The 25,259-nt window shown below is 62.0% G+C and carries 28 protein-coding genes; 8 read left to right on the top strand and 20 right to left on the bottom strand.

Annotated elements, in window-relative coordinates; translation table 11 throughout:
• Both ATY78_RS16775 and ATY78_RS16770 read left to right on the top strand, forming a co-directional pair.
• On the top strand, positions 1–127 hold a 127-nt coding region (locus ATY78_RS16775; protein WP_141105647.1), incomplete at its 5' end, for a 4Fe-4S dicluster domain-containing protein.
• A 137-nt stretch (positions 128–264) separates the two neighbouring features.
• On the top strand, positions 265–879 hold the full coding sequence (locus ATY78_RS16770; protein WP_088683444.1) for a L,D-transpeptidase: 615 nt from the start codon (positions 265–267) through the stop codon (positions 877–879).
• A gap of 81 nt (positions 880–960) precedes the next feature.
• On the opposite strand, the gene ATY78_RS16765 is transcribed toward ATY78_RS16770, so the two are convergent.
• Complete coding sequence (locus ATY78_RS16765; RefSeq protein ID WP_088683443.1) at positions 961–1,866, bottom strand: DMT family transporter; 906 nt, start codon at positions 1,864–1,866, stop codon at positions 961–963.
• Between the two features lie 145 nt (positions 1,867–2,011).
• On the opposite strand from ATY78_RS16765, the gene ATY78_RS16760 reads away from it, so the two are divergent.
• Complete coding sequence (locus ATY78_RS16760) at positions 2,012–2,485, top strand: Lrp/AsnC family transcriptional regulator (protein WP_088683442.1); 474 nt, start codon at positions 2,012–2,014, stop codon at positions 2,483–2,485.
• Between the two features lie 163 nt (positions 2,486–2,648).
• On the opposite strand, the gene mgtE is transcribed toward ATY78_RS16760, so the two are convergent.
• Together mgtE and ATY78_RS16750 are read right to left on the bottom strand one after the other, a co-directional pair.
• Positions 2,649–4,022: a magnesium transporter gene (gene mgtE / locus ATY78_RS16755; RefSeq protein WP_088683441.1), complete on the bottom strand. Its 1,374-nt coding sequence runs from the start codon at positions 4,020–4,022 to the stop codon at positions 2,649–2,651.
• 259 nt (positions 4,023–4,281) lie between these two features.
• Positions 4,282–5,511 carry an MFS transporter gene (locus tag ATY78_RS16750; protein ID WP_088683440.1) on the bottom strand — a complete coding sequence of 410 codons (1,230 nt, stop codon included), beginning with the start codon at positions 5,509–5,511 and terminating at the stop codon, positions 4,282–4,284.
• A gap of 301 nt (positions 5,512–5,812) precedes the next feature.
• Here ATY78_RS16750 and ATY78_RS16745 point away from each other — a divergent pair, with 301 nt between their 5' ends.
• The gene (locus ATY78_RS16745) at positions 5,813–6,757 is read left to right on the top strand and encodes a diacylglycerol kinase family protein (RefSeq protein WP_088683439.1); all 945 of its coding nucleotides are present in this window, start codon (positions 5,813–5,815) and stop codon (positions 6,755–6,757) included.
• A gap of 21 nt (positions 6,758–6,778) precedes the next feature.
• Here ATY78_RS16745 and ATY78_RS16740 read toward each other — a convergent pair whose 3' ends face one another.
• Entirely contained in the window at positions 6,779–8,131 is a 1,353-nt protein-coding gene (locus tag ATY78_RS16740) for a glutamine synthetase family protein (protein ID WP_088683438.1), read from the bottom strand.
• An 83-nt stretch (positions 8,132–8,214) separates the two neighbouring features.
• Between ATY78_RS16740 and ATY78_RS16735 the strand changes: the two genes are divergently transcribed.
• Complete coding sequence (locus tag ATY78_RS16735; protein ID WP_088683437.1) at positions 8,215–9,582, top strand: aspartate aminotransferase family protein; 1,368 nt, start codon at positions 8,215–8,217, stop codon at positions 9,580–9,582.
• Between the two features lie 282 nt (positions 9,583–9,864).
• Here ATY78_RS16735 and ATY78_RS16730 read toward each other — a convergent pair whose 3' ends face one another.
• The 5 genes from ATY78_RS16730 to ATY78_RS16710 form a co-directional block, all read right to left on the bottom strand.
• The gene (locus ATY78_RS16730) at positions 9,865–10,116 is read right to left on the bottom strand and encodes a type II toxin-antitoxin system ParD family antitoxin (RefSeq protein WP_088683436.1); all 252 of its coding nucleotides are present in this window, start codon (positions 10,114–10,116) and stop codon (positions 9,865–9,867) included.
• An 89-nt stretch (positions 10,117–10,205) separates the two neighbouring features.
• The gene (locus tag ATY78_RS16725; RefSeq protein WP_088683435.1) at positions 10,206–11,687 is read right to left on the bottom strand and encodes a glycosyltransferase family 39 protein; all 1,482 of its coding nucleotides are present in this window, start codon (positions 11,685–11,687) and stop codon (positions 10,206–10,208) included.
• Positions 11,684–13,186 (bottom strand): glycosyltransferase family 39 protein, encoded by a 1,503-nt coding sequence (locus ATY78_RS16720; RefSeq protein ID WP_088683434.1) that lies wholly within the window; start codon positions 13,184–13,186, stop codon positions 11,684–11,686. Before ATY78_RS16720 ends, ATY78_RS16725 begins: the two co-directional genes overlap by 4 nt.
• Positions 13,187–13,198: 12 nt before the next feature.
• Positions 13,199–14,215, bottom strand: coding sequence for a glycosyltransferase family 2 protein (locus ATY78_RS16715; RefSeq protein WP_088683433.1), 1,017 nt, complete (start codon positions 14,213–14,215; stop codon positions 13,199–13,201).
• A gap of 138 nt (positions 14,216–14,353) precedes the next feature.
• The gene (locus ATY78_RS16710; protein WP_088683432.1) at positions 14,354–15,847 is read right to left on the bottom strand and encodes a glycosyltransferase family 39 protein; all 1,494 of its coding nucleotides are present in this window, start codon (positions 15,845–15,847) and stop codon (positions 14,354–14,356) included.
• 183 nt (positions 15,848–16,030) lie between these two features.
• Here ATY78_RS16710 and ATY78_RS16705 point away from each other — a divergent pair, with 183 nt between their 5' ends.
• Positions 16,031–16,993, top strand: coding sequence for a lysylphosphatidylglycerol synthase domain-containing protein (locus ATY78_RS16705; protein ID WP_088683431.1), 963 nt, complete (start codon positions 16,031–16,033; stop codon positions 16,991–16,993).
• Here ATY78_RS16705 and ATY78_RS16700 read toward each other — a convergent pair.
• From ATY78_RS16700 to ATY78_RS16685, 4 genes are read right to left on the bottom strand one after another with little or no spacing between them, the layout of a single operon-like run.
• Positions 16,961–18,202 (bottom strand): RNA polymerase sigma factor, encoded by a 1,242-nt coding sequence (locus ATY78_RS16700; RefSeq protein ID WP_088683430.1) that lies wholly within the window; start codon positions 18,200–18,202, stop codon positions 16,961–16,963. The genes ATY78_RS16705 and ATY78_RS16700 overlap by 33 nt on opposite strands.
• 9 nt (positions 18,203–18,211) lie before the next feature.
• Positions 18,212–18,571, bottom strand: a complete 360-nt coding sequence (locus ATY78_RS16695) for a YciI family protein (protein ID WP_088683429.1) — start codon at positions 18,569–18,571, stop codon at positions 18,212–18,214.
• 2 nt (positions 18,572–18,573) lie between these two features.
• Positions 18,574–18,933 carry a YciI family protein gene (locus ATY78_RS16690; protein ID WP_088683428.1) on the bottom strand — a complete coding sequence of 120 codons (360 nt, stop codon included), beginning with the start codon at positions 18,931–18,933 and terminating at the stop codon, positions 18,574–18,576.
• Positions 18,934–18,958: 25 nt separating this feature from the next.
• Positions 18,959–19,315, bottom strand: coding sequence for a YciI family protein (locus tag ATY78_RS16685; RefSeq protein WP_088683427.1), 357 nt, complete (start codon positions 19,313–19,315; stop codon positions 18,959–18,961).
• Between the two features lie 156 nt (positions 19,316–19,471).
• Between ATY78_RS16685 and ATY78_RS16680 the strand changes: the two genes are divergently transcribed.
• Complete coding sequence (locus ATY78_RS16680) at positions 19,472–19,687, top strand: hypothetical protein (RefSeq protein ID WP_190237477.1); 216 nt, start codon at positions 19,472–19,474, stop codon at positions 19,685–19,687.
• Between the two features lie 9 nt (positions 19,688–19,696).
• Here the strand turns inward: ATY78_RS16680 and ATY78_RS16675 are convergent, their stop codons facing one another.
• From ATY78_RS16675 to ATY78_RS16655, 5 genes are all read right to left on the bottom strand, one after another.
• Positions 19,697–21,199: an AMP nucleosidase gene (locus ATY78_RS16675; RefSeq protein ID WP_088683425.1), complete on the bottom strand. Its 1,503-nt coding sequence runs from the start codon at positions 21,197–21,199 to the stop codon at positions 19,697–19,699.
• Positions 21,200–21,286: 87 nt separating this feature from the next.
• A complete protein-coding gene (locus ATY78_RS16670; RefSeq protein ID WP_088683424.1) occupies positions 21,287–21,466 on the bottom strand; it encodes a hypothetical protein in 180 nt (59 codons plus the stop codon).
• A gap of 128 nt (positions 21,467–21,594) precedes the next feature.
• Positions 21,595–21,891 carry a type II toxin-antitoxin system RelE/ParE family toxin gene (locus ATY78_RS16665; protein ID WP_088683423.1) on the bottom strand — a complete coding sequence of 99 codons (297 nt, stop codon included), beginning with the start codon at positions 21,889–21,891 and terminating at the stop codon, positions 21,595–21,597.
• On the bottom strand, positions 21,888–22,157 hold the full coding sequence (locus tag ATY78_RS16660; protein WP_088683422.1) for a ribbon-helix-helix protein, CopG family: 270 nt from the start codon (positions 22,155–22,157) through the stop codon (positions 21,888–21,890). The genes ATY78_RS16665 and ATY78_RS16660 overlap by 4 nt, the downstream gene beginning before the upstream one ends.
• Positions 22,158–22,232: 75 nt before the next feature.
• Positions 22,233–22,571 (bottom strand): DUF2147 domain-containing protein, encoded by a 339-nt coding sequence (locus tag ATY78_RS16655; RefSeq protein ID WP_088683421.1) that lies wholly within the window; start codon positions 22,569–22,571, stop codon positions 22,233–22,235.
• A gap of 442 nt (positions 22,572–23,013) precedes the next feature.
• Between ATY78_RS16655 and ATY78_RS16650 the strand changes: the two genes are divergently transcribed.
• Complete coding sequence (locus tag ATY78_RS16650) at positions 23,014–23,283, top strand: sel1 repeat family protein (RefSeq protein ID WP_088683420.1); 270 nt, start codon at positions 23,014–23,016, stop codon at positions 23,281–23,283.
• Positions 23,284–23,417: 134 nt separating this feature from the next.
• Here the strand turns inward: ATY78_RS16650 and ATY78_RS16645 are convergent, their stop codons facing one another.
• Positions 23,418–24,530: a pyridoxal phosphate-dependent aminotransferase gene (locus ATY78_RS16645; RefSeq protein ID WP_088683419.1), complete on the bottom strand. Its 1,113-nt coding sequence runs from the start codon at positions 24,528–24,530 to the stop codon at positions 23,418–23,420.
• A 72-nt stretch (positions 24,531–24,602) separates the two neighbouring features.
• Positions 24,603–25,037, bottom strand: a complete 435-nt coding sequence (locus ATY78_RS16640; protein WP_088683418.1) for a pilus assembly protein PilZ — start codon at positions 25,035–25,037, stop codon at positions 24,603–24,605.
• Positions 25,038–25,259 lie beyond the last annotated feature (222 nt).

The raw sequence follows: 25,259 nt of genomic DNA, 5'->3' as shown, positions 1-25,259 counted from the left end.
GGAGACCTTCGTCATCAACGCCCAGAACTGCGTGCACTGCAAGACCTGCGACATCAAGGACCCCAACCAGAACATCAACTGGGTGCCGCCGCAGGGCGGCGAGGGGCCGGTCTATCCGAATATGTGAGGCGGATTGTCGTCACAGCCGGCAATTTTCATGGGGCTGACGCCTTTGTGATCGCCGGCTGAAGTCCGTTGTTAGCCGTTCGTTAACCATAATTTCCTTAGCTTGCGACATCGTGTTGACGCACTAAGGACACATTTATGACGATCTCGCGCCGGGGCTTCCTGATTGCTCTTCCTCTTTTTGTCGCCGGCTGCTCTTCGACCGGTTTGAACAGCCAGACGAACTACGCCGCGCTTCCGGACGAAAAATTTCCGTTGAAGCAGGTGCCGATCGACAAGATCAAGCCGGAGCTTCGCCGTCAGGAAGTGGCTTACGAAACCAACCACGCTGCGGGCACGATCGTCGTCGATACGCCGGCGCGTCGTGCCTACTATGTCCTCGGGGGCGGCCGGGCGATGCGCTACGGCGTCGGTGTCGGCCGCGAAGGGCTGGCATTTGCCGGTGACGCTTATATCGGGCGCAAGGCCGAGTGGCCGAGCTGGACGCCCACTGAGAATATGCAGCGCCGCGAAGAGCGCTATCGCAAGCTTGCCGGCGGCATGCCGGGCGGCCCGAACAATCCGCTCGGCGCACGGGCGATGTATCTCTATCGCGGCGGCGGTGACACGCATTTCCGCATTCACGGCACCAACCAGCCGCAATCGATCGGTCTCGCCATGTCGAGCGGCTGTATCCGCATGATGAACCATGACGTGATCGACCTCTATAGCCGCGTCGAAGTCGGCGCCAGGGTCGTTGTCATCCAGGCTTGAACGACCAAGGCGGGCCTATTGAAAAAGCCGCCGCAGCGATGGCTGTCGGCGGCTTTGGCTTTTGCGGCTGACGCTGGTGCGTCAGTGGCGGCGTGCGGCGATCCCGGTCGAAAGCGCCACGCCGAGGCCGGTGATCACGGCGGCGCTGATTTCGCTAATGCCGATCGCTTCGCCAAGCAGGAGGCCGCCGCCGAGTGTGGCGAGAACCGGTGTCAGCGCCGTGAAGGCGGCGGCCTGCGTTCCGCCGAGGGTGCGAACGGCCGTGCCATAGGCAACCATGGCGACGAGACCGGAAAGAATGCCCTGGCTCAAGACCTGCAGGCCGATTTCCGGAAGCGGGGCCTGCGGCAGCGAAACGCCGAAGACGAGGGCGAGCACGGCCATGATCAGGAAAGACCAGACGGCGATCAGCGCGCTGGCCTGAATGGCCGTCAGGCCCGAGCGGCGGAAAGCATGGGTATAGCTTGCCCAGAGCACGGCGCCGGCCGGCAGCATGACGAAGCTCGTCCAGGGCAGGGAGGCATCGGCAAGGCTGCGGGCCAGCAGGATCATCACGCCGCCGACGATCGCCACCAGCCCGGCGATGCGCGTCACATCCGGCCGTTCCCGAAACAGCAGAATGCCGATCAACGCGGTGGCAAGCGGCATGGAGCCGCCGAGCAGGATGCTCGAAGAGGCGGCCGGTGTGGAGTGGATGGCAAGTGTCGTCACCAGGAAGAAGACCGCGCCGCAGCCGGCGACCATGATCGCCAGCAGATAAAGCGGCAGGCCCTTCGGCAGCAGGCCCATGCGAAGCCAGACGGGCGAAAGTGCCAGCGCCGGAATGCCGAAGCGGATGAGGCCGATATCGATCGAACCGAGCGACGTCGCGGCGCTGTGGCGGGTTGCCAGAAACCAGGTCGCCCAGATCAGCACGGTGATGGTGCCGGCTGCATAACCAAGGGTCTGCGAAGGCGATTTGTCGTTTGAAAATGCGATCGTGCTCATCGTCCTAATCCTTTCCTCCATCCGGATCCTGTCCGGTTGAAAAGAAGATTAGCGCCGGAGGCCAGGGCATGTCCTTGCTATCTGTGGCTAGAAAATCATGTTATACGCAATCTTCTGCCAAACAGGACCGATGGATATCAGGAAAATGCCAAATCTCGATAAATTCGATATCGCCATCCTGAAATGCCTGCAGGAGGATGCGCGGGCCACCAACGTCGAGATCGCCGAAAAAGTGAACCTCTCGCCGTCGCCCTGCCTGCGCCGTATCCGCAATCTCGAACGCTCCGGTATCATTCGCGGATACACCGCCGATATCGATCGCAAGGAGGTAGGCCTCGGCCTGACCGTTTTCGTCGAATTCAAGGTGGTTCAGCACAGCCGCGAAAATTCCGAGGCGCAGCAGAAGGCGCTGCTCGCCATCCCCGAGATCGTCTCCTGCTTCCTGATCTCGGGCACGGCCGACTTCCTGGCCGAAGTGGTGGTGGAGGATCTTGCCGCCTATGAACGGCTTCTGACGGAGACGCTGCTGACGCTGCCTAACGTCAGCGACATCCGCTCCAACTTCGCCATCCGCAGCATCAAGACGCATGGCCCATTAAAGCTGCCCGAGGGAAGATAAGTTCCTAATACTTTCCTGCTGGTAAAAACCCCTCCCCACAAGGGGGAGGGGCTTAAACTGCCGCACCCGCATTCCAAATATTTGACCTTTCGGGGGTAGTGAGACGGTGCCCCAAGTTAGTCCCTCCCCCTTGTGGGGAGGGGTTGGGGAGGGGTCTTTGGTTCTACAGCAGCGTCCCGCTGAGAATGAGCAGCGCCACCGAAAAGTAGATGACGAGCCCGGTGACGTCGACCAGCGTGGCGACGAAGGGGGCCGAGGCGCTGGCCGGATCGAGCCGCAGCTTCTGCAGCACGAAGGGCAGCATTGAGCCGCAGATCGAGCCGAAGGTGACGATCCCGATCAGGGCGGCAAACACCGTGATGGCGACCATCTGCCAGTGCGGGCCGTAATCATAGAGCCCGGCCGTCTGCCAGAAGACGATGCGGATGAAGCCGACGAGGCCGAGGATCGCGCCAAGCACGATGCCCGTCGGAAGCTCGCGGAAGAGCACCTTCCACCAATCCGAAAGCTTCAGCTCGCCGAGCGCCAGGGCACGGATGATCAGCGAGGTCGCCTGCGAGCCGGAATTGCCGCCCGAGCTCATGATCAGCGGGATGAACAGGGTCAGCACCACGGCCTTTTCAAGCTCGCCTTCGAAATGCTGCATGGCGCTTGCCGTCAGCATCTCGCCGAGGAAGAGCGCGGCGAGCCAGCCGGCGCGCTTGCGGATCATGCCGGCGAAGCCGATCTTCATGTAGGGCTGGCCGAGCGCTTCCATGCCGCCGAACTTCTGGGCCGCTTCCGTGGTGTCCGAGATCATCGTGTCGATGACGTCATCGACCGTGACGATGCCGAGCATCTGCCCATGTTCGTCGGTCACCGGCAGAGCGAGCAGGTCGTGCTTGCGGATCAGGCGGGCGACGTCTTCCTGCTTCATCAGCGGATCGGCCGAAACCGGAGCGCCTTTCTGAGCGACCGTGAGGATGGAGGCATCCGGCTCGCCGGTGATGAGGCGGCGCAGCGTCACGACATGCATCAGCGCATGGCTGACCTCGTCGAGCACATAGATGGCGTAGACGGTCTCGCGCGAGCGTTCGACCTGGCGCACATGGTCGAGCGTCTGGGCGACGGTCCAGCTGTCGGGCACGCTGACGAACTCCGTCGTCATGATGCCGCCGGCCGTGCGCGGCGGATAACCCATCAGGTGCTGGATCGCGATGCGAACCGGCTCGTCGAGGCTGGCGAACAGCCGGGCGCGGGTCTCGCCGTCGAGTTCCAGCAGCACGTCGGCGACGCGGTCGTTGGACATGCCGTGCAGCAGCCGTGCGGCATCCTCGGCGCTGACCAGCGCGAGGATCTCAGCGGCGTTGCGAAGCTCCGGCCGGTCGAGAATGTTGACCGCATAGTCGAGCGGCATGCCTGATAGCACGCGGCCGGCATCCTGGACGGTCAGCGCGTTCAACGCATCGACACGTTCGGCGATCGTTGCGCCGCGGCTGTTGTTGATGAAGGCACGGGCGGCATGGCCTGCCCGCAGTGGGAAGCGATTGATGTTCATAGGCTCGCCTTTCCGTCGATCCGCCGTAGCGTCCCGAACGGGCGAGCCGACAGGAGTCGGTCAGCGCACGAGGGCCGCGTACGGCAAGGGCAATCGACTGCTACTGTCGCTTGGCATCGTTAAGATGGCTCCGTTGAAATCCGTGGCCGACGGGTGTCGTTCACGTATCGAGGTAGGTGGTCCCGAACGCGGAAAAAGTCAAGCAGGGTAAATGCTTAACGCCAGAATGTCGCACCCCCGCAGTGCAGGTGGAGATGCGTTAGGCGGCCTGCGCGCTCCGGCTGCGGCGTTCGAGGCGCAGCGAAGCCGCAAAGACGAAGAGGCCGAGGAAGGACAATGCGGCGCCGACATAACCGGTCGCGGCAAAACCGTAACCCCAGGCGATGACGAGGCCGCCGAGCCAGGCGCCGATCGCATTGGCGATGTTGAAGGCGGAATGGTTGGAGGCGGCGGCCAGAGTCTGCGCATCGGCGGCGACATCCATCAGCCGCGTCTGCAGCGCCGGGCCGGCGGCGAAACCGCAGCCGACGAGGAACACCGAGAGGCCGAGCATATAGGGATTGGCGGCGGTCAGCGCGAACATGGCCAGCACGGCGATATTATAGACGAGCGAACCGCCGATCGTGCCGAGCAGCGACTTGTCGGCGAGCCACGAGCCGATGAAATTGCCGGCATTCATGCCGACGCCGAAGAGAACGAGCATGATCGGAACCGCGCTTGCCGGCAGCATCGCCACCTCGGTCGTCGTCGAGGCGATATAGCTGAACATCGCGAACATGCCGCCATAGCCGACGGCGGCGATGCCGAGCGTCAGCCAGACCTGAGGCCGGCGGAAGGCGCCGAGTTCGCGTAGGAAACTCGCGCCCTCGGAAACCCTGTCCTTCGGAACGTAGAACCAGATCAGCGCCACCGTCAGCAGGCCGACGATGCCGACCGACAGAAATGCCACCTGCCAGTCGAGCGATTGGCCGAAGAAGGTCGTCAGCGGCGTGCCGAGAAGCGTGGCGACGGTGAGCCCGAGCATGACGCGCCCGACCGCGCGTGCCCGCCGATGCACCGGCACCATCGAGGCGGCCACGAGGGCCGCGACGCCGAAATAGGCGCCATGCGGCAGGCCGGTGACGAAGCGCAGGAAGGTGAAGCTCTCGAATGTGGGCGCCGCGGCGCTCGATATGTTGCCGGCGGCAAAGACCAGCATCAGCGTCAAAAGCAGCGTGCGGCGCGCCATCTTCGCGGCGAGCACGGCGATGACGGGCGCACCGACGACGACACCGAGCGCATAGGCGCTGATGACGTAACCGGCCTGCGGCGTCGTGACCGAGAAGGTGTCGGCGACATTGGGGAGCAGTCCCATGATCGCGAATTCGCCGGTGCCGATGCCGAAACCGCCGCAGGCGAGCGCCAGCTGAACCAAAGCCACGGTCGTCGCCGACGGCAGCTCGTCATCCGGCTGGGTTCGGATGGAATCGTTGATGGCGATCTCACTCATGAGAGTTCCTCGGGAGGCTTTTCTGCTTGGCATCAGCCCCTGGCGTAGGCGCTGCGGCGAGGCGATCGGGACAAATGGCGGGACGTGGAGACGATCTCTCCGATATCTGATCTATCCGTAATGTACCGGCAGGCGTCGAGTGCAATTTTCGCAGTGCAGCGTCCTGCTATGTGCATATATCAGTTGCAATATTTGCATTTCTGTCATCTCTGCAGGGAAGCTGCGGCGCTTGAAATCGCTGATACCGCAACCATCTCAGGGCAAAGGCAGGATTGTTTCCGCGCCAGAGACAGGAACCCTCATGAAGCTTGTAGGCTTTTTCAATCGCGACGGCGGCACCTTCCGGACCACCGATATGCTGGCTTATGAGAAGAGGGCGGAGGCGGCCTTTCGGGATGCGGGACATGATTTCGATGCCATCGTTTTCGCTGGCAAGGAAATCATTCCCGCCATGGAACGGGCGGCCAAACGAGACGATATCGACGGCATCGTCGCCGGCGGCGGCGACGGGACGATTTCGGCGGCGGCGTCGATCGCCTGGAAAAACGGCATTGCGCTCGGTGTCGTGCCGGCCGGCACCATGAACCTCTTTGCCCGTTCGCTGCGCGTGCCGCTCGATATCTGGCAGGCGCTCGATGTGCTGGCATCAGGCGAGATCGACAATGTCGATATCGCCAGCGCCAACGGCCGGCCCTTCATCCATCAGTTTTCGGCTGGCCTGCATGCCCGCATGGTGCGCTACCGCAATTCCTACAGCTATCGCTCGCGGCTCGGCAAAATTCGGGCGAGCACGAAGGCGGCCCTCGGCGTGATCTTCAACCCGCCCGAGTTCGAGGTGGAGTTCGAGGCGGTCGGCATGCGGGAGCGCCGCAGAGTCTCGGCGATCTCGGTCTCCAACAATCCCTTCGGCGAGAATGCGCTGCTCTACGCCGACAATCTGAGAAGCGGCGAACTCGGCTTCTACACCGCAAATCCGCTGAAGCCCCTCGGCGTCGCCCGTCTCGCCATCGACATGCTGCGCGGCAAGGTTCGCGAGAATGCCGACGTCATGGTCATGCACCCGGCGGAAGTCCACCTGCATTTCCCGAAACTGCGCTCCAAGGCCAATTGCGTCATGGACGGCGAGTTGCTGCCGCTCGCACGAGACGTCTCGATCCGGCTGCATCCGGGCGAGTTGAAGGTTCTCGTCAAGCAGGGGCTCGCAGCCCAGGTGAATGCCGACGAACGCCGCGAGCCTGCCGCGTAAGCGAGCCTGCTGCGTAAGGCGTCAAAGCCGCGGCAGATAGGTGCGATAGTCGAAATCCGAAACCGTACGCAGATGCGCGAGCGCTTCCTTGCGCTTGGTGTCGCCGTAAAGCGCCTGGTAGCGTGCGCCGAAGATATCGGCGATGAAGGGCGAGGCGCGGAAGGTTTCGACGGCACTCAGGAAATCATGCGTCAGCCGCGTGGTATTCGCAGGCATATGCGACGGCGTCGTCTCCTCGCCGGGATCGAGCTCGCCATCGAGACCGATGAGCATGCCCCCAAGGATCGCGGCCAGCAGCAGATAGGGATTGGCGTCGGCGCCGGCGACGCGATGTTCCACACGCGCTCCCGGTCCGTCCTGATCGGGTATGCGGATCGCCGTGCCGCGATGGCCGGTGCCCCAGGTGAGATCGACGGGTGCGAAGGAGCCAGGCTGGAAGCGCCGATAGGAATTGGCGAAGGGAGCGAAGATCAACTGCGCTTCGCGCATGGTGTTGAGCAGGCCTGCCGTGACCGATTTGAGCAGTTTCGGCTCGCCGCCCCTGGCATCGAGAATGTTCCGGCCCTCGCTGTCGATGATGCTCGCATGGACGTGCAGTCCGGAGCCGGCATGCTCGGAATAGGGCTTGGCCATGCAGGTCGATTTCAGCCCATGGCGGCGCGCCGCCTGCTCGGCGATGCGCTTCAAATAGAGGCAGTCGTCGGCGGCCGCCAGCGCATCGGGGCGGTGCATGAGGTTGACTTCGAACTGACCCGGGCCGAATTCCGCCGTCGTCGCCTCTGCTGGCAGTCCCTGCGCCCTGGCATAGGCCCTCAGCGTCGCGAGGTAGCTGTCGAGCGCGTCGACGGCGCTCATGTCATAGAGCTGGAAACCGTTCGGTTCGCCGCGATAGGTGAGGCTTTCAGGCGGGGAGGGGCGTCCGGTTTCGCGCCAGTCGCCCGACATGACGTAGAATTCCAGCTCGGTCGCCACCACAGGCGTCAGTCCGCGTGTGGCATAGCGCTCCAGCACCGAAGCGAGGATGGCGCGCGGGTCCATGAAGCTCGGGCTGCCGTCGAATTCGTGCATGGTGGCGAGCACCTGCATCGATCCCTCAGGCGCCCAGGGCATCGGCGCGAGGCTGCGCCGGTCGGGGATGACCTTGCCGTCGGGATCGCCGATCGTCAGCGACAGGCCGGTGATGTCGTCATTGTCGTCGCCCCAGATATCAAGCGATTGCGTCGAGGTCGGCAGGCGGATGTCTCCGGCCCAGACCTTGTCTTCGGCGCCCGATGGCAGCTGTTTGCCCCGCAGATCCCCGTTCATGCCGACGATCAGAATCTCGAAACGCGGATCGCCACCTTCGATCTTGCCGTCCATCCTGTCGCTCGCCATGGCCTTGAAAATCCTCCGGGACAAGGCCAAGCTCCTATCCCATCGACAGCAGCCTTTCAATCCGCGAGGATCTTTTACCAATCATGCCCGATACTTACCCGCCCTCGAATCTTGTCGCGATCGACGCCGCGCATCACCTGCACCCCTTCTCCGACATGAAGAAGCTGAATGCGGAAGGCACGCGCATCATCCAGCGCGGCGAGGGCGTCTACATTTTCGACAATCACGGCAGGAAATATCTCGATGGCTTCGCCGGCCTCTGGTGCGTCAATATCGGTTATGGCCGCCGGGAAATCGCTGAGGCCGTCGCAAGGCAGATGAATGAGCTGCCTTACTACAACACCTTCTTCGGCACGACCTCGGCGCCGGCGACGCTGCTGGCCCAGAAGGTCACCTGCCATGCCGGACCGCCCTTCAATCATATCTTCTTCACCGGCTCCGGTTCGGAGGCCAACGACACCTGGTTCCGCATGGCCCGCGTCTATTGGAGCGCGGTCGGCAAATCGTCGAAGAAGATCGTGATTGCGCGGAAGAACGGGTATCACGGCTCGACCGTCGCCGGCGCCAGCCTCGGCGGCATGAAATACATGCACGAGCAGGGCGATCTGCCGATCCCGGGCATCGTCCATATCAGCCAACCCTATTGGTATGGCGAAGGCGGCGATCTCTCGCCCGCCGAATTCGGTCTCAAGGTTGCTCGCGAGCTGGAAGCTGAGATCGACGAATTGGGCGAAGAGAATATCGCCGCTTTCGTCGCTGAGCCGGTGCAGGGCGCTGCCGGGGTCATCATCCCGCCGGAGACCTATTGGCCGGAGATCGACCGCATCTGCAAGGCGCGCAATATCCTGCTGGTGACCGACGAGGTGATCTGCGGTTTCGGCCGTCTGGGCGCATGGTTCGGCCACCAGCATTTCGGCGTCGAGCCCGATCTCGCGCCGATCGCCAAGGGGCTTTCCTCCGGCTATCTGCCGATCGGCGGCGTGCTCGTCAGCGACCGTATCGCCGATGTGCTGATCAACGAGGCCGGCGATTTCAATCACGGCTTCACCTATTCAGGCCATCCGGTCTGTGCGGCAGCAGCGCTCGAAAACCTGCGCATCATCGAGGAGGAAGGCCTGGTCGAGCGCGTGCGCGACGATATCGGTCCCTATTTCGGCAAGGCCTGGGCGGCACTTGCAGACCATGATCTGGTCGGCGAGGCTGACAGTATCGGCCTGATGGGCGGCCTGCAGCTTGCCGCCGACAAGCGCACGCGCACTCGCTATGAAAAGCCCGACCAGATCGGCGCGCTGGTACGCAACCACGCACTGGCGAACGGTCTCGTGCTGCGCGCCACCGGCGACCGAATGCTCGCCTCACCGCCGCTTGTCATCAGCCATGCGGAGGTGGACGAGATGGCCAGGATTACCAAGCTGGCGTTGGATGCGGCCTGGAAAGAGCTGAAATCCTGATTTCGTTCGGCCCGGCTCGGCGAACGAAATTCTGAACCTAAAGCTCGAAATCCTGCGGCTTGATATCTTCGGCGCCGTGTTTCACGCGCAGAATTGCGATGCGGTCGTGATAGGAACGGTAATAAATGCAGCGATTCCGGTAGGCCAAACCGCGCAGGCCTTCCGAAATGTAGTCGCGGGGTGATCCGGTAGTGGGGATTGCTCTCGGCGATATAGCGTCGAATATTCCGCAGATCCTCGACGGCGGATGGAGCGATAATCAGGCGTTTCGGTTTGATGGCGCTAGCTTTCATTCATGACGTCTTGGAGGAGATCCGCGCCGGTGGCGTATTCCTTGCCGAGTCCGGCTTCGATCTCGGACTCCGCCGCCTGAATGTCCTTGCGCAGCGCCTGCATTTTGAGCTCGTGGTCGGCAAGCATGCGGATACCTGCCCGCACGGCCTCGGTTTCAGTGCCGAACCGGCCATTGCGGACAAGGTCCGACAGGATCCCGTCATAGGTATCGCCAAGCGAAAAGGTCTTTGCCCGTGCCATGTCAATTGACTCCTTGCTCTCACTATATTGTAAAATGCAATACTTTTACAATATGCGGTGCAGCAGGCCGATGGCAAATTGAGCCGGGCTCACTGATGAACCCAGGCATAGCCGAAGCGATAGCTGTCGTCGCCGCGCCCGTAGACATAGGGCACGTCGATCAATGCGGCCTCGGGCGCGGATAGGCCGAGATTGGCCTGGAGCCATTGCGCCATATCAGGCGGAAGCGCTTCGGTTTCTCCCTTGCGCGGTAGGAGCCATACGAGGAGAAGCGGCCGGCGGCCTGAGATATCCGGCTTGAAACCGGGATAGTCCGTGGAAAGGACGGGGATGCCGGGAATGTCCTGTCTGAGATTGCCGGCGAGCAGGCTGTCGCCGGCCAGGATCGCCGCCGGTTCGGCCTGTTTGCGCAAGATTTCGAGCATCCCGGCATAGGGCCTGTTCAGCCGCTCGTAGTGGCCCGAGAAGCGCGCGCTCGCCACGCTGCCGTAAAGGGCTGCCGGCACGCCGATCATGATGATGGCAATGATCGGCATGAAACGCCTGAAAGCCTTGTCGGTTTCCGTGCCGGCCGCCTCGATCTTCAGGCAGAGATAAAGCGGCATGATGAAGAGCATCGGCACCAGCCAGCGATCCTTGATGCCGGCAGCACCTCCGAAGACGATCAACAGCAGAATACCGATGGCGAAGACGAGCATCATCCGCTCGAGAAGCCCGGTCCATTTTGATCGGGCGGTGAGCGCCGGGCGAAGCGACTTGGCGAAGACGATTGCGAACACCGCCACCGTCAATCCGGCGAAGCTGATGACGGCGAGAGCGAGCGAGCCGATGCCCATGGCGACTTGCATGGGATAGCTCGCATCGCCGCTCGCGGTCATCTTCTCCAGCGTGCGCGCGGTTGCGAAATCGAGATTGTCTTTCAGCCAGAAGAGATGCGGCAGGGTGATGACGAGCGCCACGACGACTGTCAGCGTCAGCCGCAGGTCGAAGATCCGCGGCCGCAGGCGTGCATCCGCCAGCGCGGCAATCAGGGCTGCGGCCGGCAGGATGGCGAAATTATATTTGGCAAGCAGGCCGAAACCGATGCCGATGCCCGCGATCAGGTAGGAGGCAACGCTCGGCTGCTTCAGGCTGCGGATGAAGCCGTAGAGGAAGATGCTGGCTGAAAAGAACACCGCGACCGTGTGCGTCAGGTCCCGCTGCATCTCGAAAACCATCTGCGGGATCGTCAGCAGCCCGAGTGTTGCGATCGCCACGAGCGCCTTGTCGCGCAGGACGAGCCGCGCCGTCAGACCGTACAGCAGATAGGAGCTGAACAGCAGAAGGTTCTTGACGACAGACAGGGCGGCAAGCGAAACGCCGGTAAATTGGAAGACGGTATATTGCAGCCAGTTGTAGAAGGGCGGCTGCGGGCCGTAACCGGCGGCGAGCCATTGCGAACGGAAGGCCTGTTCGGCCTCGTCGAGATCGAGCGAATGCGAGGTTGCAAGCCGCACGCCGACCTGAAGCACGAAATAGGCGGCCAGCAGGAGGAAAATCCACCTGATGTCACGAAGCCTGATCTCGGTCATTGTCTCGCCCCCGGCTGAACCCAGGCATAGCCGAGGGCGAAATTATCGCCCTGGCGGCCGAAATGATAGGGAAGCGACAAGGCGCCGATCTCCTGCGGCGCGATATCAGCCGCCGCCAGCGCCGACGAAAACCGCTCCGGCATGACCGCATCGGCGGCCGTTGCCGTCTTCTTGCCGCGCCAGACGATGAGCACCGGCCCGTCCGCTGTCGCATAGGCCGGAATGCCGGGTGCCGGAAAATCCGGGATCACCACGGGCACGCCGGGAAATTGCAGCCGCATGTTCCCGCCGACATAGGTATCCGAGGCGATCACGAGCGCAGGTTTGGATTGTCGCGTCATGTCACGCGCGAGATCGGCCATCGGCACATTCGGCCTGCTGTAGGTTTCGATCAGCCCGGCGCCGACGACGCGGAAACCGAGCGCGACGAGCACGCAGGCCATCAGCACCGGCACGACGGGTCGGAAGCGGCGCAGTCCGGCGGAAAGATCGAGCCCGGCCGCCTGCATCTTTGCCAGGAAGTAGATCGGCAGCACCAGCAGGAATGGATCGAGCCAGCGTTCCCGCACGGTAGTGGAGCCGGTGAAGAGGACGATGAGAGCGATGCCGGCAAGGCTCGCGAGCATCATCCGCTCCATCATCGCAGTCCAACGGTTGCCCGATGAGAGCGCCCGGATAAAATCCCGGCGGAAGGCGGCGGCGAAAATGGCGACGGGCAGCGCTGCAAAGGCGATGATGGCGACGAGAAAGGCGAGCATGCCTTTGCCGATCCGCAAGGCGCCGGCCGGTTCGTTGCCGGCCGCCATCTTGACCAGAGTGTCTGAAGAGGCAAATTCGAGATTGCCTCGCAGCCAGATCGCGTGCGGCAGCACGATGACGAGCGCAACGATGATCGCCGCCAGGATGCGCCAATCCAATATCCTGCGCCGCCATTCGGCATCGGGCAGGATGGCGATCAGCGCGGCGGCGGGCATCAGCGCGAAATTATATTTCGAGATCAGCCCGATGCCTGTGGAAAGCCCGAGCAGGAGGTAGCTGCCGATATCCGGCCGCTCCAGCGTGCGGAAGAAGCCGTAGAGGAAGAGCGAGCTCGCAAAAAGCAGCGCCGTCGTATGGGTCAGGTCCTGCTGCGCCATGTAGGAGACCTGGGGCAGGGTGATCAGTGCCAGCATGCCGACGGCGGCAAGCTTCTGGTCCTTCAGCGCCTCGCGTCCGGCAAGGCCGTAAAAGAGGTAACACAGGAAGAGCAGGATATTCTTCGGGATGACGAGCGCGCCGATCGACATGCCTGTCACCGAAACGACGGCATACTGCAACCAGTTATAGAAGGGCGGCTGCGGGCCGTAGCCCGCCAGCAGATATTGCGAAAAGAAGGACTGCTCGGCCTCGTCGAGCTCCAGCGAATGCGGAAGCACGAGCCTGAGCGCGATGTTCAGCACGAAATAGGCTGCAAGCAGCAGCGCCGCGGTTCTGATCGTCCTCGTCGCGCGTTCCAGCATCGTGCTGCCGGCTTACGCTTGGCTTTGATCGTCGAAGATCTGCCGCACGATATAGTTCGGGGAAGCGTCGTCGCGATAGTAGGTGCGCGCGATCATTTCCGCCAGGATGCCGGTAGTGATCATCTGTACCGACGAAAGCAGCAGCACGACGCCGACCATCAGCATCGGGCGTGTGCCGATGTCGTTGCCCAGGATGAACTTGTCGAAGCCGAGATAGAGCAGGATCAGCATTGCGACCGCGCCGAGACCGAGACCGAGCGAGCCGAAGAAATGGCCGGGCCGCGCCTTGTAACGCATGAAGAACATGACAGACAGCAGATCGAGGATGACGCGGAAGGTGCGCGAAATGCCGTATTTCGAAACGCCGTGCTCGCGGGCATGGTGGGTGACGGCCATCTCGCCGATGCGCGAGCTCGGGACGACACCGGCGACCCAGGCCGGGATGAAGCGGTGCATCTCGCCCATCAGCTTCACCTGCTTGATGATCGAGGCGCGGTAGATCTTCAGGCTGCAGCCGTAATCATGCAGCTTGACGCCGGTGATGCGGCCGATCAGGTAGTTGGCGCACCAGGAAGGGATCTTGCGCAGGAACAGGCCGTCCTTGCGGTTCTTGCGCCAGCCGACCAGGAGGTCGAGTTGGCGCCGCTCCAGCTCGGAGACCATCGAAGGGATATCCTTCGGGTCGTTCTGCAGATCGCCGTCCATCGTCGCGATCAGGCGGCCGCGGGCGGTGTCGATGCCGGCCTGCATGGCGGCGGTCTGGCCGAAGTTGCGCTGCAGCTCGACGATCCTGAGCGCCAGACCCTCGCGGCTGACGAACTTGCGGGCGTTGACCAGCGTCGCATCCGTGCTGCCGTCGTCGACGAGGATCAGTTCCCAGCGATGAGGATACTCGGTCATTGCCGCAACGATGCGCTCGACCAGCGGGCCGACGCTTTCCTCTTCGTTGAAAACGGGCACGACCAGCGACAGCTCGAGCGATTGTACCGGATCATTCGTGCCGCGAGTGGGCTCTACCGTTGTCTGCAACTTTCATCTCCAAAAGGCCGGGCGGCCTGACAATTCTTACCGCCGCCACCGCGCTTGCGGAAGCCTACTACATGAAGTGTCTGCCCGTTGCCAGCGGGCAATGCCGGTTTCCCCGCAATCCGCCGACGTGCCGGAACGCTATTTGGCGCCGCCTTCGACCCAGGAATAGCCAATGGAGAAGGTATGTTTGCCGTCACCGAAAAGATAGGGCAGCGTCAGCGTGTTCACCTCTTGCAGATGAATACCCGATTTCACGAGATTGTCGGCAAAACCGGGAGAAATGGTCGGATCATTCGCGGTCTCGCCGCGCCAGACGACGAGCACCGGACCTTTCGCAGTCGCATATTCGGGAACCCCGGGGCCTGGAAAGAACGGGATCACGACGGGAACGTCGGGGAATTCCAGCTTCATGTTGCCGGCCACGAACTTGGTTCCCGCCACGATGAGAACCGGCTTGCGGGTCGCGGTCAGTTCGGCCGCGTAGCCGGAGAAGGGCACGTTCGTTCTCGTATAAGTGCCGATATATTGAATGGCGACGATCCGCAGCAGAAGGATCGCCAGGATGACGACCATGAAGACCGGCACCACAGGCCGGAAGCGGGCAAGGCCGGCGGAAAGATCGAAGCCTGCGGCTTCCAGTTTCAGGAACAGATAGATCAGCAGCACGAGCAGGCAGGGGTCGAGCCAGCGTTCGTGGATATCGCTCGCGCCGGCGAAGACAATGACGCCGGCGAAGGCGATCAGGCTGACGATCATCATCCGCTCGATCACCCGGATCATCGGACTGGTCGAGGAGAGCGCACGGAAGAAATCCCGCCGGAAGGCGGCCGCGATGAGAACGATCGGCAATGCGACGAAGCCGAGCACGGCGATGACGAGGGACAGCAGCCCTTGTCCGATGCGGGGAAGGCCGGCGGCCGCCTCATGCTCGGCGGTCATCCGCTCCAGTGTCGGGCCCGACGCGCTGGCGAGATTGTCGGGCAGCCAGAGCGCATGCGGCAGAACGATCAGAATGGCGATCGCGATTGCCGGCAGCAGACGCCAGTCGAACAGGCGGCTGCGCCACTTCCTGTCCGGCAGGACGGCGATTAAGGCGGCAAACGGCAGGATGGCGAAATTATATTTGGAGATCAGGCCGATGCCGGTGGCGATGCCGATGATGAGATAGCTCCCGACCGTCGGCTGCCGAAGCGTGCGGAAAAAGCCGAAGAGGAAGAGCGAGGTCGCAAACAGCAGGGCAACGGTATGGGTCAGTTCGCGCTGCGCCATCAGGCCGACTTGCGGCAGGGTAATCAGGCTCAGCATGGCGATGGGTGCGAGCAGGCGGTTCTTCACCACCTCGCGGGCCGCCAGCCCATAGAAAAGATAGCAGCCGAAGAGAATGATGTTTTTCGGAACCGAGAGCGCCCACATCTTGATCCCGGTGACAGAGACGATGGCGTATTGAATCCAATTGTAAAAGGGCGGCTGCGGGCCGTAGCCAGCCAGAAGATATTGCGAGTAGAACGATTGTTCCGCCTCGTCGAGATCGAGCGTATGAGGCAAGGCGATGCGGAGCGCGATGTTCAGCAGGAAATAGACTGCCAGAAAAAGGCTCGCGCTCGTAAGGCTTCTGGTAATGCGCTCCAACATCGATCTCCAAGTCAAGCCGGCGAGGCGCCGTCATCCATTGGTCCGCCGCGGGATCGTCGGTCTTAAAGCGATCTCGTCGCCACCGCCGTCAACTCCGCCGTTGTGCGCAACCTTCATTTCTCCTAAAACGCCTGGCGACGTAACCGAGGCCTGTGCCGACGCCAAGTGAGGAATGCCTACTACATGAAGAGTTCGATCGTTGAAAGCCAGCAGTCCTGGTTTATGCGCAACCGCATGACGGCGCTGACGGTCGTAATTGTCGCAGCCTATGCGCTCTTCGTGCAATGGTTCTGGGGTTGGCCCGTCATCATCAGCCAATGGGCCGATGTCGGGGCAGGCCCGGTGATCGGCGCGCTCGTGGCCCTGACGAGCACCTATTTCCTGCGCACCTGGCGCATCTACGACTATTTTCCGAAGGAAACGGCGGGCCGGTTCGCGACCCTCTTCCGCGTCACGCAGATCCACAATCTGCTGAATATCATGCTGCCTTTCCGTACCGGCGAGACCAGCTTTCCATTGTTGATGCGCACCGAATTCGGCATTCCGCTGACGCGCGGAACCTCGGCGCTTTTCGTCATGCGGCTGCTCGATCTGCACGCCTTGCTGGCGGCCGCCGGCATCGGCTTTGCGCTCGCCGCGACCGATGCGCTCGTCGCTTGGACGCTTTGGGCGGTCTTCCTGCTGCTGCCGGTCGCGGCTTTCGCTGCGCGCAAGCCGCTGCTGCGCATCGCCGCCAGGCTGTTGCCTGATAAGGTACAGAAATTCGTCGTCGAGATCGAAAACGGCCTGCCGCTCAATGCCGTTGCCTTTGCGCGCGCCTGGGCGATGACCATCGTCAACTGGCTGGTGAAGGTGATCGTGCTCGCATGGGCGCTCGGCCTGATGGGGGTGCTGCCGATGGCGGCAAGCTTCGGCGGCGCGCTCGGCGGTGAACTCTCCTCCGTTCTGCCGATGCATGCGCCGGGCGGTGTCGGCACCTATCCGGCCGGCATCACCGCCGGCGCCATTGCGCTCGGAGCCTCGAGCGAGCGGGTGGCGCTTGCCGCGCTGGCGCAGGCGAGCGTCAACGCGCATCTGCTGATCATCGTCTCGGCGCTGACAGGCACGGCAATCTCACTGCCGCTCGGGCGCCGCGGCAAGGTCTGAAATCCGTTTTCTGAGAAAGGCCTGCTCCGGCTCCTGCCGGCAGAGCGACAGCGCCGTTTCATAGGCTGATATCGCTTCCTCTCTCCGGCCGAGACGGCGCAGGAAATCGGCGCGCGCCGAATGGGCGAGGTGATAGGCCTGCAGCTCGCGGCGGCCCAGAATGGCATCGATCAGATCCAGTCCCTTCGCCGGCCCGTCCGCCATCGCGATCGCCACGGCGCGGTTGAGCTCGACGATCGGGGAGGGCTGCCCTGCCAGAAGCAGATCGTAATAGAAGGCGATCCGCCGCCAGTCCGTCTCTTCGGCCGACGATACTTTCGCATGCTCGGCGGCGATTGCCGCCTGCACCGTATAGGTGCCGATCTCTCCCGTCCGCATCGCTTGGGTCAGCAGCTCCAGGCCTTCCGTGATTTTCGCGCGATCCCAGAGCGAGCGATCCTGATCCACAAGCAGCACCAGTGATCCCTCTTCGCCGCGGCGGGCGTTACGGCGCGAATCCTGCAGCAGCATCAGAGCCAGAAGTCCGGAAACGTCGGGATGCGGCAGTAGCGTCAGAACGAGCCGCGCCAGCCGTATGGCCTCCGCAGTCAGGTCGGCGCGAACGATCTCTTCTCCCGAAGAAGCCGAATAGCCTTCATTGAAGACGAGGTAGATGACGTGCAGCACCCGGTCGAGCCGCTCGGGCAGCGCCTCGCGGCCCGGCACTTCATAGGGGATCTTCGCCGTGCGAATCCTGCCTTTGGCGCGCACGATCCGCTGGGCGACCGTTGGCGCGGGAATGAGGAAGGCATGAGCGATCTCTTCAGTGGTCAATCCACAGATTTCCCGCAGCGCCATCGCCGTCTGTGCGTGAGCGGGAATGGCGGGATGGCAGCAGGTGAAGATCAGCCGCAGCATGTCGTCTTCGATTGCTTCCATATCGCCGACCTCCATTTCGTCGACGCTGTAGAGGCTGTCCTCGATGTGCTGCTGAGAGGCATCGAAGCGCGCCCGGCGCCGGATCGTATCGATCGCCTTGAAGCGTCCCGTCGAAACCAGCCAGGCGAAAGGATTGACGGGAATGCCGTCCGCCGGCCATGTCCTGGCGGCTGCGGCAAAGGCATCCTGAAGCGCTTCCTCGGCGCGGTCGAAATCGCCGAGCAGACGGATCAGCGTCGCCAGCACCCGGCGCGACTGCGTTCGATAAATCTCCTCGATCACGCTTTCCAAGGGCACACCTCAATCCGGCAAGGTCAGCATCCGTACGGGCCTGAGCTCGACCGCGCCGAAACGCGCCGATGGTATCCGCCCGGCAATCTCTTTCGCCTTCACCATGTCGGGCGCCTTGATGACGTAGAAGCCGGCCAGATGCTCCTTCGTCTCGACATAGGGGCCGTCGGTCGCGGAGAGCGTGTTGTTTCGAACGCGCAGCACCGTCGCCTTGTCAGGCATCTCCAAGGCATCGGAGTGGATCATGATGCCTTCGCGGCACAATTCCTCGTCGAAGGCGAAATGCGCTCTGATGAGTTCATCGGTTTCATCGGGCGCCAGCGTCCCGTCCGTGTCGGCGCTGTTATAAATCAGGCAGAGGTAGCGCATGGCTATTTCCCATCCTGGATGGCGTAAGTCGGGCGCACTTCGATCGAGGAATATCTGAGGATCGGAAAACTCGACACGATCGTCTTCGCTTCCTCGATAGTCTCGGCTTCGATCAGCAGAAAGCCGCCGAGATGCTCTTTGATTTCGGCAAATGGCCCATCGGTCGCAGAGGTTTCGCCGTTGCGCAGGCGGACGGTGATCGCTGTCGACGGATCATGCAGAGCGAGCGCCACCAGCAGGTGACCGCTCTCGCGCCAGCGATTGTCGCTGATGATGCACTCCTCAGTGAGCGCATCCCATTCGCTCTGAGGGACCAGCTTGCTTTTTTCCGTGTCGAACCAGATCTGGCATAGAAATTTCATCGGTCTCTCCTCATTCAGTTCCGAATTATTTAGCTCCGAATTCGTGGATTGGCCGCACTTCGATCGCGCCGAGCTTAGCGAGCGGGATGCCGGCCGCAACGCGGATTGCTTCATTGAGATCCTTGGCCTCGATCAGGATGAAGCCGCCGAGGGCCTCTTTCGTCTCGGCGAAAGGACCGTCCGTCACCGACGTCTCACCGCTTCGCACCCGGACGGTCACCGCCGATGTCGGCGGCTGCAGCGCATGGGCGACGATCAGATGCCCGCTTTCGGCAAGCGCCTTGTCATAGTTGAGTGAGTTCGTGCCGAGTTCGGCCTTTTCCTCTTTCGTCCTGGCGCTGAGCACTGCGCCATCGAACCAGACCTGACAGAGATATTTCATCGCGGACAGCCTCCTTGTGCGTGTTCAATAACCCTGGACGACCGAGCCGCACGCATTTCGACAGCGGTGGAAAAAAATCTTTCGTGCCGGTCCGGTGTCGAAATCGCAAGGCAGCACTCGACAAGGCATCGTCAAAACCTATCGAGGAGAATGGCAATGAGTATTCTTGAAATTGCGCTGGCAAGCCAGATCTGGGCCCGCCGTCATGAGAAGCGTCAGCCGGAGTTCACCGAAAGCGACGGATGGAAGATTTTCCTGCGCGTCGCTTTCAGCTTCGTGGCCTTCACTCTGTTGATCGCAGGGCTTAACGTTGCCGCCGGCAGGCCGCAGATGCTCGCGCAGAGTTCCGCGCCCGTCGCGGCCGGCCGGTGAGGAAACGGCCTATTGGAAGGCCGTTTCGAAGAAGCTGCGCAGCTTGCGTGAATGCAGCGCTTCCGGCGGCATGGCCGCCAGCTTCTGAACGGCGCGGATGCCGATCTGCAGATGCTGGTTGACCTGCGTGCGGTAGAAGGCGGTCGCCATGCCCGGCAGCTTCAATTCGCCGTGCAGCGGCTTGTCGGAGACGCAAAGCAGCGTGCCGTAAGGCACGCGGAAGCGGAAGCCGTTGGCGGCGATCGTTGCCGATTCCATGTCGAGCGCGATGGCGCGCGCCTGGGAGAGCCGCTTCACCGGCCCGCGCTGGTCGCGCAGTTCCCAGTTGCGGTTATCGATCGTGCCGACGGTGCCGGTGCGCATGATGCGTTTCAGCTCGAAACCTTCGTAGCCGGTAATTTCGGCGACGGCCGCTTCCAGCGCCACCTGCACTTCGGCGAGCGCCGGGATCGGCACCCAGACAGGAAGGTCGTCGTCGAGAACGTGATCCTCGCGCATATAGGCGTGGGCGAGAACATAATCGCCGAGCCGCTGGCTGTTGCGAAGGCCGGCACAATGGCCGAGCATCAGCCAGGCATGCGGGCGCAGCACGGCGACGTGGTCGGTGATCGTCTTGGCGTTGGAGGGGCCGACGCCGATGTTGATCATGGTGATCCCGGCATGGCCCTTCTTCTTCAGATGGTAGGCCGGCATCTGCGGCAGGCGAGCGAGCGTGGCATCGGTTTCCGGTACGCTCGATCCGGGCAGGGTGACGATGTTGCCCGGCTCGACGAAGGCGGTGTAGCCATCGCCGCCCTCCGCCATCAGCTTGCGGGCCCAGCTGCAGAATTCGTCGATGTAGAACTGGTAGTTCGTGAACAGCACGAAGTTCTGGAAATGCTCGGCATGCGTCGCCGTATAATGCGACAGGCGGGCGAGCGAATAGTCGATGCGCTGCGCGGTGAACGGCGCCAGCGGCGAAGGCTCGCCCGGCGGCGGGATATATTCGCCGTTGGCGATCTCGTCGTCTGTCGTGTTGAGGTCGGGCGTGTCGAAGATGTCGCGCATCGGAACGTCGACGAAGGCGGAGGCCGATGCTTCCACATGCGCGCCCTCGCCGAAGGCGAAGTGCAGCGGGATCGGCGTCGTCGATTCCGAGACCACGACCGGAACATTGTGGCTCTTCATCAAAAGCGCCAGCTGCTCCTTCAGGTAATGCTTGAAGAGCTTCGGCCGGGTGACCGTCGTCGTATAGATGCCGGGCGCCGTGACATGGCCGTAGGAAAGGCGCGAATCGATGTGGCCGAAGCTCGTCGTCTCGATGCTGACCTGCGGATAGAAAGCCCGGTAGCGCGACGTGATGTCGGCACCCTGCGCAAGTTCGGTGAAACTCTGGATCAGGAACGCCGTATTGCGCTCGTAAAGCGCCGTCAGCGTCTCCACCGCCTTGGCGGGATCATCGAAGCTCTGCGGCTGAAAAGGAGGTGGAGAGGATATGTCGAGTGGCGATAAAGGGGAGATTCGTTTGCTCATGACGCATTATAGAGAGTTGTTTTTGACAAGCAAACGACGCGCGCCGGCGGAATCCGGATTTTTATCGGCTACCGTGTCCGATGCCGGTCACTGCACCGATGGCGCGCAGAAGCTGCCTTTCGTCTCCAGGCAGGTATAGCTCGCCCCGAAATGCGACTGGGCGCCGCCGCCGCCATTGTGCACGACGGCTGCCGAAAAGGTGATCGCGAAGATCGCTGCAAACAGTGTGATGATGCTGAGGCGCCTTGCCAGAATATAGAGGTTCATTGCCTTGCCCCCGATACGCAACTTGATCGTGACAAGAGTTTTGCCATGCGGCGGCTGAATGAGTGCTGAGATACCGGTTCATCCGCCGTTCAGCTTGCGAGGCAGGTTTTGGCCGCCGCCAAGGGCGGCTATTCCTCGTCCGGCCAATCCCGTGCAGTATGGATCACACGCAAGATCACGACGCTTTCACGCCCCGCGATCGGCCGCAGCTCATAGGAAATGATGTAGGGGAGCCGGGTGAGGGATTTTTCATAAGTACCGGTTACTCGCCCTGGTCGACCGGTTGCAAATTCGCCAAGTTTGTTGCCTGCATCCTCGATGGCGCCCACAACCCTTTCGGCTGCATCGGGATTGTCCTTTGCGATGTAACGTAGAATTTCCAGATTATCCCGATGTGCTTCCTTAGACCAAAGGACCGGCCTCATCCGCGCTGGGTCTTCGCACGCTTGGCATCCTCGATAACCTGCCGCATTTCGGCAACAGCCTGCTCGTGGGATATTACGCGCTCGGCTTGCGCATCGGCCATACCGCGCTTGATGCCCTCGATGATTTCGAGCTCGCGCTCCACATAGGCGGCTACGGCCTCGCCGGCGAGGAATGATTTGCTGCGTTGCGTGTCGGCAGCAATCCTGTCGAGCTTTTCCTTTACGTCGGGGCGGACTCGAATTGTCATGGTCGTGCTGCCGGCCATTTCGAAGACTCCTGTGCTGAACTGTGTACATTCTAACACATATAGGGTCTTGCCGGCTATCCGCCCCGCATTTTCTTAGAGCCGCGTCCAGGTCTGTGTTTTGCAGAGGATCTTCATGACGCAGCCCTGCATCTTCAGCGAGTTGCCGGAAACCTTGCCTGAGCCGCTATAAGTCTTGTCCGCCGCCGGATCGGTGATCTCGCCGGCGTAGCTGCCGCCGGTTCCGGCAAGCGTGCCGATCTTGCGGCCGCTATATTTGCCGGTCTTCAGCGTCACGCAGTAACTGCTGCCGCAGGACGCGATCACGGCGGTTTCGCCGGAGGCAGTCTTCCAGTTGCCGACGATCGGTTCATCGGCATGAGCCGTGCCGGCGATCATTGCGACGGCGGCGGCGAGAACGAAACTGCGGATCATCTTTTCCTCCCTGATATCCCCAATCGCCGGCGAAAATAACTGACGCGAACGTAAAGGTAAATATGCGCGATCATTATCCGTGCAGGCGAGCAAAGGCAGGCCGGAGAAGCGCCCGACGCGTTCTAGAGGGTTTGCCGGCTGATTTCATGATGAACGATCCCTTTATTTTCAAATCTGAATCTTTCGTAAAATTCGAGCGAAAATCCTTAAGCTCCAGGGAATCCGATGTTTAACAAAAATCCAATTTTACCAAGCGTTTGCACTTTGTTTGTCTCAAATTAATCATGCATTTTAGGCGTTTTTTGAAAGCCGTTTGGCATAGTGAACCCATCAAACGAGCGGGGCAAACCCGCCGGACCGGAAGGGCGGAAAGCCGCGATAGACGGCAAGGCCCGAAGGTAAAACAGGGCAAGTCGTAAACAGGCTAACAGGGATAAAACCGATGGCACGCTTTGAAATGCACAATGCTGAAACGGCCACCATGGGTGGCGACAACAACAGCGCCGATGTCTTCTGCGAAATGGGTCTGATGTATGCGACCGGCCGCGGCTGCGACATCGATCTCGTTGCCGCCCACAAATGGCTGAACATCGCCGCGATCAAGGGCAACGACCGCGCCGCCGAGCTTCGCGCCGACGTGGCCGCCGCCATGAACAAGATGCAGCTCGCAGCAGCGCTGCGCGCCGCCCGCGAATGGATGACGGTTCACTGAGACCGTCTCCTGCTGACATTCGACAGGAATAACAACCTCGAAAGAGGGGAGCTGGCGAGGCGCTTTGGACGGGGCCGACGCCGGGAGAAGAGAGCCGCGGCCGAATCCTCCATCGGCTGCGGTTCTTCCGTTTGTCAGCCGATCTTCTTCAGCACCTGCGGCAGCGCTTGCTCGAACAGCGCCATGTCAGCCTCGGGCCCGACGCTGACGCGGATGCAGCGATTGAGCGGCGCAACGCCCGGCATGCGGATGAAGACGCCGTGCTCCATCAGGCCGTCGACGATCGCCCTGGCGTAAGCGCCGTCGCGGCCGGTGTCGATCGCGACGAAATTCGTCGCCGATGGCAGCGGCTCTAGGCCGTTCGCCCGGGCGATGCCGCCGATCCGCTCCCACGCAGCATGGATTCTCCCGACCACCTCGACGAGATACTCCTGATCTTTCAGCGCGGCGAGCGCTGCCGCCGTCGCCAGCCGGTTCATGCCGAAATGATTGCGGATCTTGTCGAAGGCCTGCGCCGTCCCCGGCGTCGAGATCACGTAGCCGGTGCGGGAGCCGGCAAGTCCGTAGGCCTTGGAGAAAGTGCGAGTGCGAACGACGTTCGGCAGCTCGATGAGCGAGGCGATCGACGGCAGCGAACTTGCCGGCCCGGTTTCGCTATAGGCTTCGTCGAGCACCATCAGCGTCGTTTCGGGCAGTGCCCGGGCGAAAGCGACGATCCTATCGGCCTCCCACCAGCTTCCCATGGGATTGTCGGGATTGGCGAAATAGACGAGCGGCGCGTTTTCGCGCTTGACGGCATTGAGCAGCCCGTCGAGATCTTCGCGGTCGTTTGCGTAAGGCACGGTGACCAGCCGGCCGCCGAAACCGGCGACGTGGAAATTGAAGGTCGGATAGGCGCCGAGCGAGGTGACGACGGGCGCGCCCGGCTCGATCACCAGCCGGACGATCTGGCCGAGCAATTCGTCGATGCCGCCGCCGATGGCGATATTGGCGGCCGCGACACCGAGATGGGCGCCAAGCGCTTCTCTCAGCGCGAAATTCTCCGGATCATTGTATTTCCAGATATTGCCGGCCTCTTCACGCATCGCTGCAAACACGGAAGGGGCCGGGCCGAAGCCGTTCTCATTGGCGCCGATGCGCGCGAGAACGGCAAGCCCGCGCTGGCGTTCGATGGCCTCGGGACCGACGAAGGGAACTGTGGAGGGCAGGGCGCTGACAAGTGGGGTGAAGCGCGAAAAGGCGGACATGCGGAGACGGTTTCCCGGGCAGATTGACGGTCGCCGCAACAATAGGCCCGGGTACGGCCAAGGCAAGCAAGATTATTTCAGCAACTGAGCGGCGGCCGGCCGGTCCGCCGCACGGAATATCGGCGCACGCCGGGCGTCTATGGCTTCCATGTTGCCGATCATGAAATCGGCGCGGACGACGCGGCGCAGAACCTCGGGGTCCATGATGTTGATGAACCTGACGCCGATGCGTTCCTTGTGCCGATAGACCTCGGCGCATCCGATGCGATAGGCGAGGCCGAGAATGTTGAGGTAATAATGCTTCGGCAGGCCGGCGGTGGTCGACACGATCAGCGTGGCCCCGCCTTGGGAGATGTCGATGATCTCGGCGCTTCGCATGGAGACGCCGGTCAGGCACGGGCGGACGGCGACGATGCGGGCTGGCCGCTTGACGTTGAACTCTTCCCAGCGCAGGTCGTAGATGGCGGATTTGACCGTGGCAAGGTGAGTGGCGCGGAGCATAGTCATTTCACATTCTCCGTCAGTCAGGACGCATGGGGGTTCTTGATCTCAAGCAGGGCCTTGATTTCAAGCAAGCGGGTCTTGATCCGATCAAGCTTCATCTTGATCTCGGTCAAGGTCACATGAATGTTTTGCACATTCGTCAAGGATAAAATTACAATTTTAACGAGTTCAAACTTTGTGCTTAAGCGGGACGCCTTATGTGCATTATCGGGACGCGGACCTGAC

Origin of the sequence: Rhizobium sp. R635, assembly GCF_002211285.1 — a bacterium.
Classification (GTDB): Bacteria; Pseudomonadota; Alphaproteobacteria; order Rhizobiales; family Rhizobiaceae; genus Rhizobium.
Note: the sequence above shows the minus strand (reverse complement) of the source record. Positions and strands in the feature narration are given on the sequence as shown.

Bases quoted from the DNA above. Each gene is read 5' to 3' on its own strand.
- ATY78_RS16690 (WP_088683428.1), bottom strand. From the start codon at position 18,933: ATGAAATTTCTATGCCAGATCTGGTTCGACACGGAAAAAAGCAAGCTG.
- ATY78_RS16705 (WP_088683431.1), top strand. From the start codon at position 16,031: ATGAAGAGTTCGATCGTTGAAAGCCAGCAGTCCTGGTTTATGCGCAAC.
- ATY78_RS16740 (WP_088683438.1), bottom strand. From the start codon at position 8,131: ATGGCGAGCGACAGGATGGACGGCAAGATCGAAGGTGGCGATCCGCGT.
- ATY78_RS16765 (WP_088683443.1), bottom strand. From the start codon at position 1,866: ATGAGCACGATCGCATTTTCAAACGACAAATCGCCTTCGCAGACCCTT.
- ATY78_RS16655 (WP_088683421.1), bottom strand. From the start codon at position 22,571: ATGATCCGCAGTTTCGTTCTCGCCGCCGCCGTCGCAATGATCGCCGGC.
- ATY78_RS16730 (WP_088683436.1), bottom strand. From the start codon at position 10,116: ATGGCACGGGCAAAGACCTTTTCGCTTGGCGATACCTATGACGGGATC.
- ATY78_RS16680 (WP_190237477.1), top strand. From the start codon at position 19,472: ATGAGTATTCTTGAAATTGCGCTGGCAAGCCAGATCTGGGCCCGCCGT.
- ATY78_RS16720 (WP_088683434.1), bottom strand. From the start codon at position 13,186: ATGCTGGAACGCGCGACGAGGACGATCAGAACCGCGGCGCTGCTGCTT.
- ATY78_RS16770 (WP_088683444.1), top strand. From the start codon at position 265: ATGACGATCTCGCGCCGGGGCTTCCTGATTGCTCTTCCTCTTTTTGTC.
- ATY78_RS16640 (WP_088683418.1), bottom strand. From the start codon at position 25,037: ATGACTATGCTCCGCGCCACTCACCTTGCCACGGTCAAATCCGCCATC.
- ATY78_RS16735 (WP_088683437.1), top strand. From the start codon at position 8,215: ATGCCCGATACTTACCCGCCCTCGAATCTTGTCGCGATCGACGCCGCG.
- ATY78_RS16695 (WP_088683429.1), bottom strand. From the start codon at position 18,571: ATGCGCTACCTCTGCCTGATTTATAACAGCGCCGACACGGACGGGACG.
- ATY78_RS16660 (WP_088683422.1), bottom strand. From the start codon at position 22,157: ATGGCCGGCAGCACGACCATGACAATTCGAGTCCGCCCCGACGTAAAG.
- ATY78_RS16670 (WP_088683424.1), bottom strand. From the start codon at position 21,466: ATGAACCTCTATATTCTGGCAAGGCGCCTCAGCATCATCACACTGTTT.
- ATY78_RS16665 (WP_088683423.1), bottom strand. From the start codon at position 21,891: ATGAGGCCGGTCCTTTGGTCTAAGGAAGCACATCGGGATAATCTGGAA.
- ATY78_RS16710 (WP_088683432.1), bottom strand. From the start codon at position 15,847: ATGTTGGAGCGCATTACCAGAAGCCTTACGAGCGCGAGCCTTTTTCTG.
- ATY78_RS16645 (WP_088683419.1), bottom strand. From the start codon at position 24,530: ATGTCCGCCTTTTCGCGCTTCACCCCACTTGTCAGCGCCCTGCCCTCC.
- ATY78_RS16760 (WP_088683442.1), top strand. From the start codon at position 2,012: ATGCCAAATCTCGATAAATTCGATATCGCCATCCTGAAATGCCTGCAG.
- ATY78_RS16745 (WP_088683439.1), top strand. From the start codon at position 5,813: ATGAAGCTTGTAGGCTTTTTCAATCGCGACGGCGGCACCTTCCGGACC.
- ATY78_RS16650 (WP_088683420.1), top strand. From the start codon at position 23,014: ATGGCACGCTTTGAAATGCACAATGCTGAAACGGCCACCATGGGTGGC.
- ATY78_RS16725 (WP_088683435.1), bottom strand. From the start codon at position 11,687: ATGACCGAGATCAGGCTTCGTGACATCAGGTGGATTTTCCTCCTGCTG.
- ATY78_RS16685 (WP_088683427.1), bottom strand. From the start codon at position 19,315: ATGAAATATCTCTGTCAGGTCTGGTTCGATGGCGCAGTGCTCAGCGCC.
- mgtE (WP_088683441.1), bottom strand. From the start codon at position 4,022: ATGAACATCAATCGCTTCCCACTGCGGGCAGGCCATGCCGCCCGTGCC.
- ATY78_RS16750 (WP_088683440.1), bottom strand. From the start codon at position 5,511: ATGAGTGAGATCGCCATCAACGATTCCATCCGAACCCAGCCGGATGAC.
- ATY78_RS16675 (WP_088683425.1), bottom strand. From the start codon at position 21,199: ATGAGCAAACGAATCTCCCCTTTATCGCCACTCGACATATCCTCTCCA.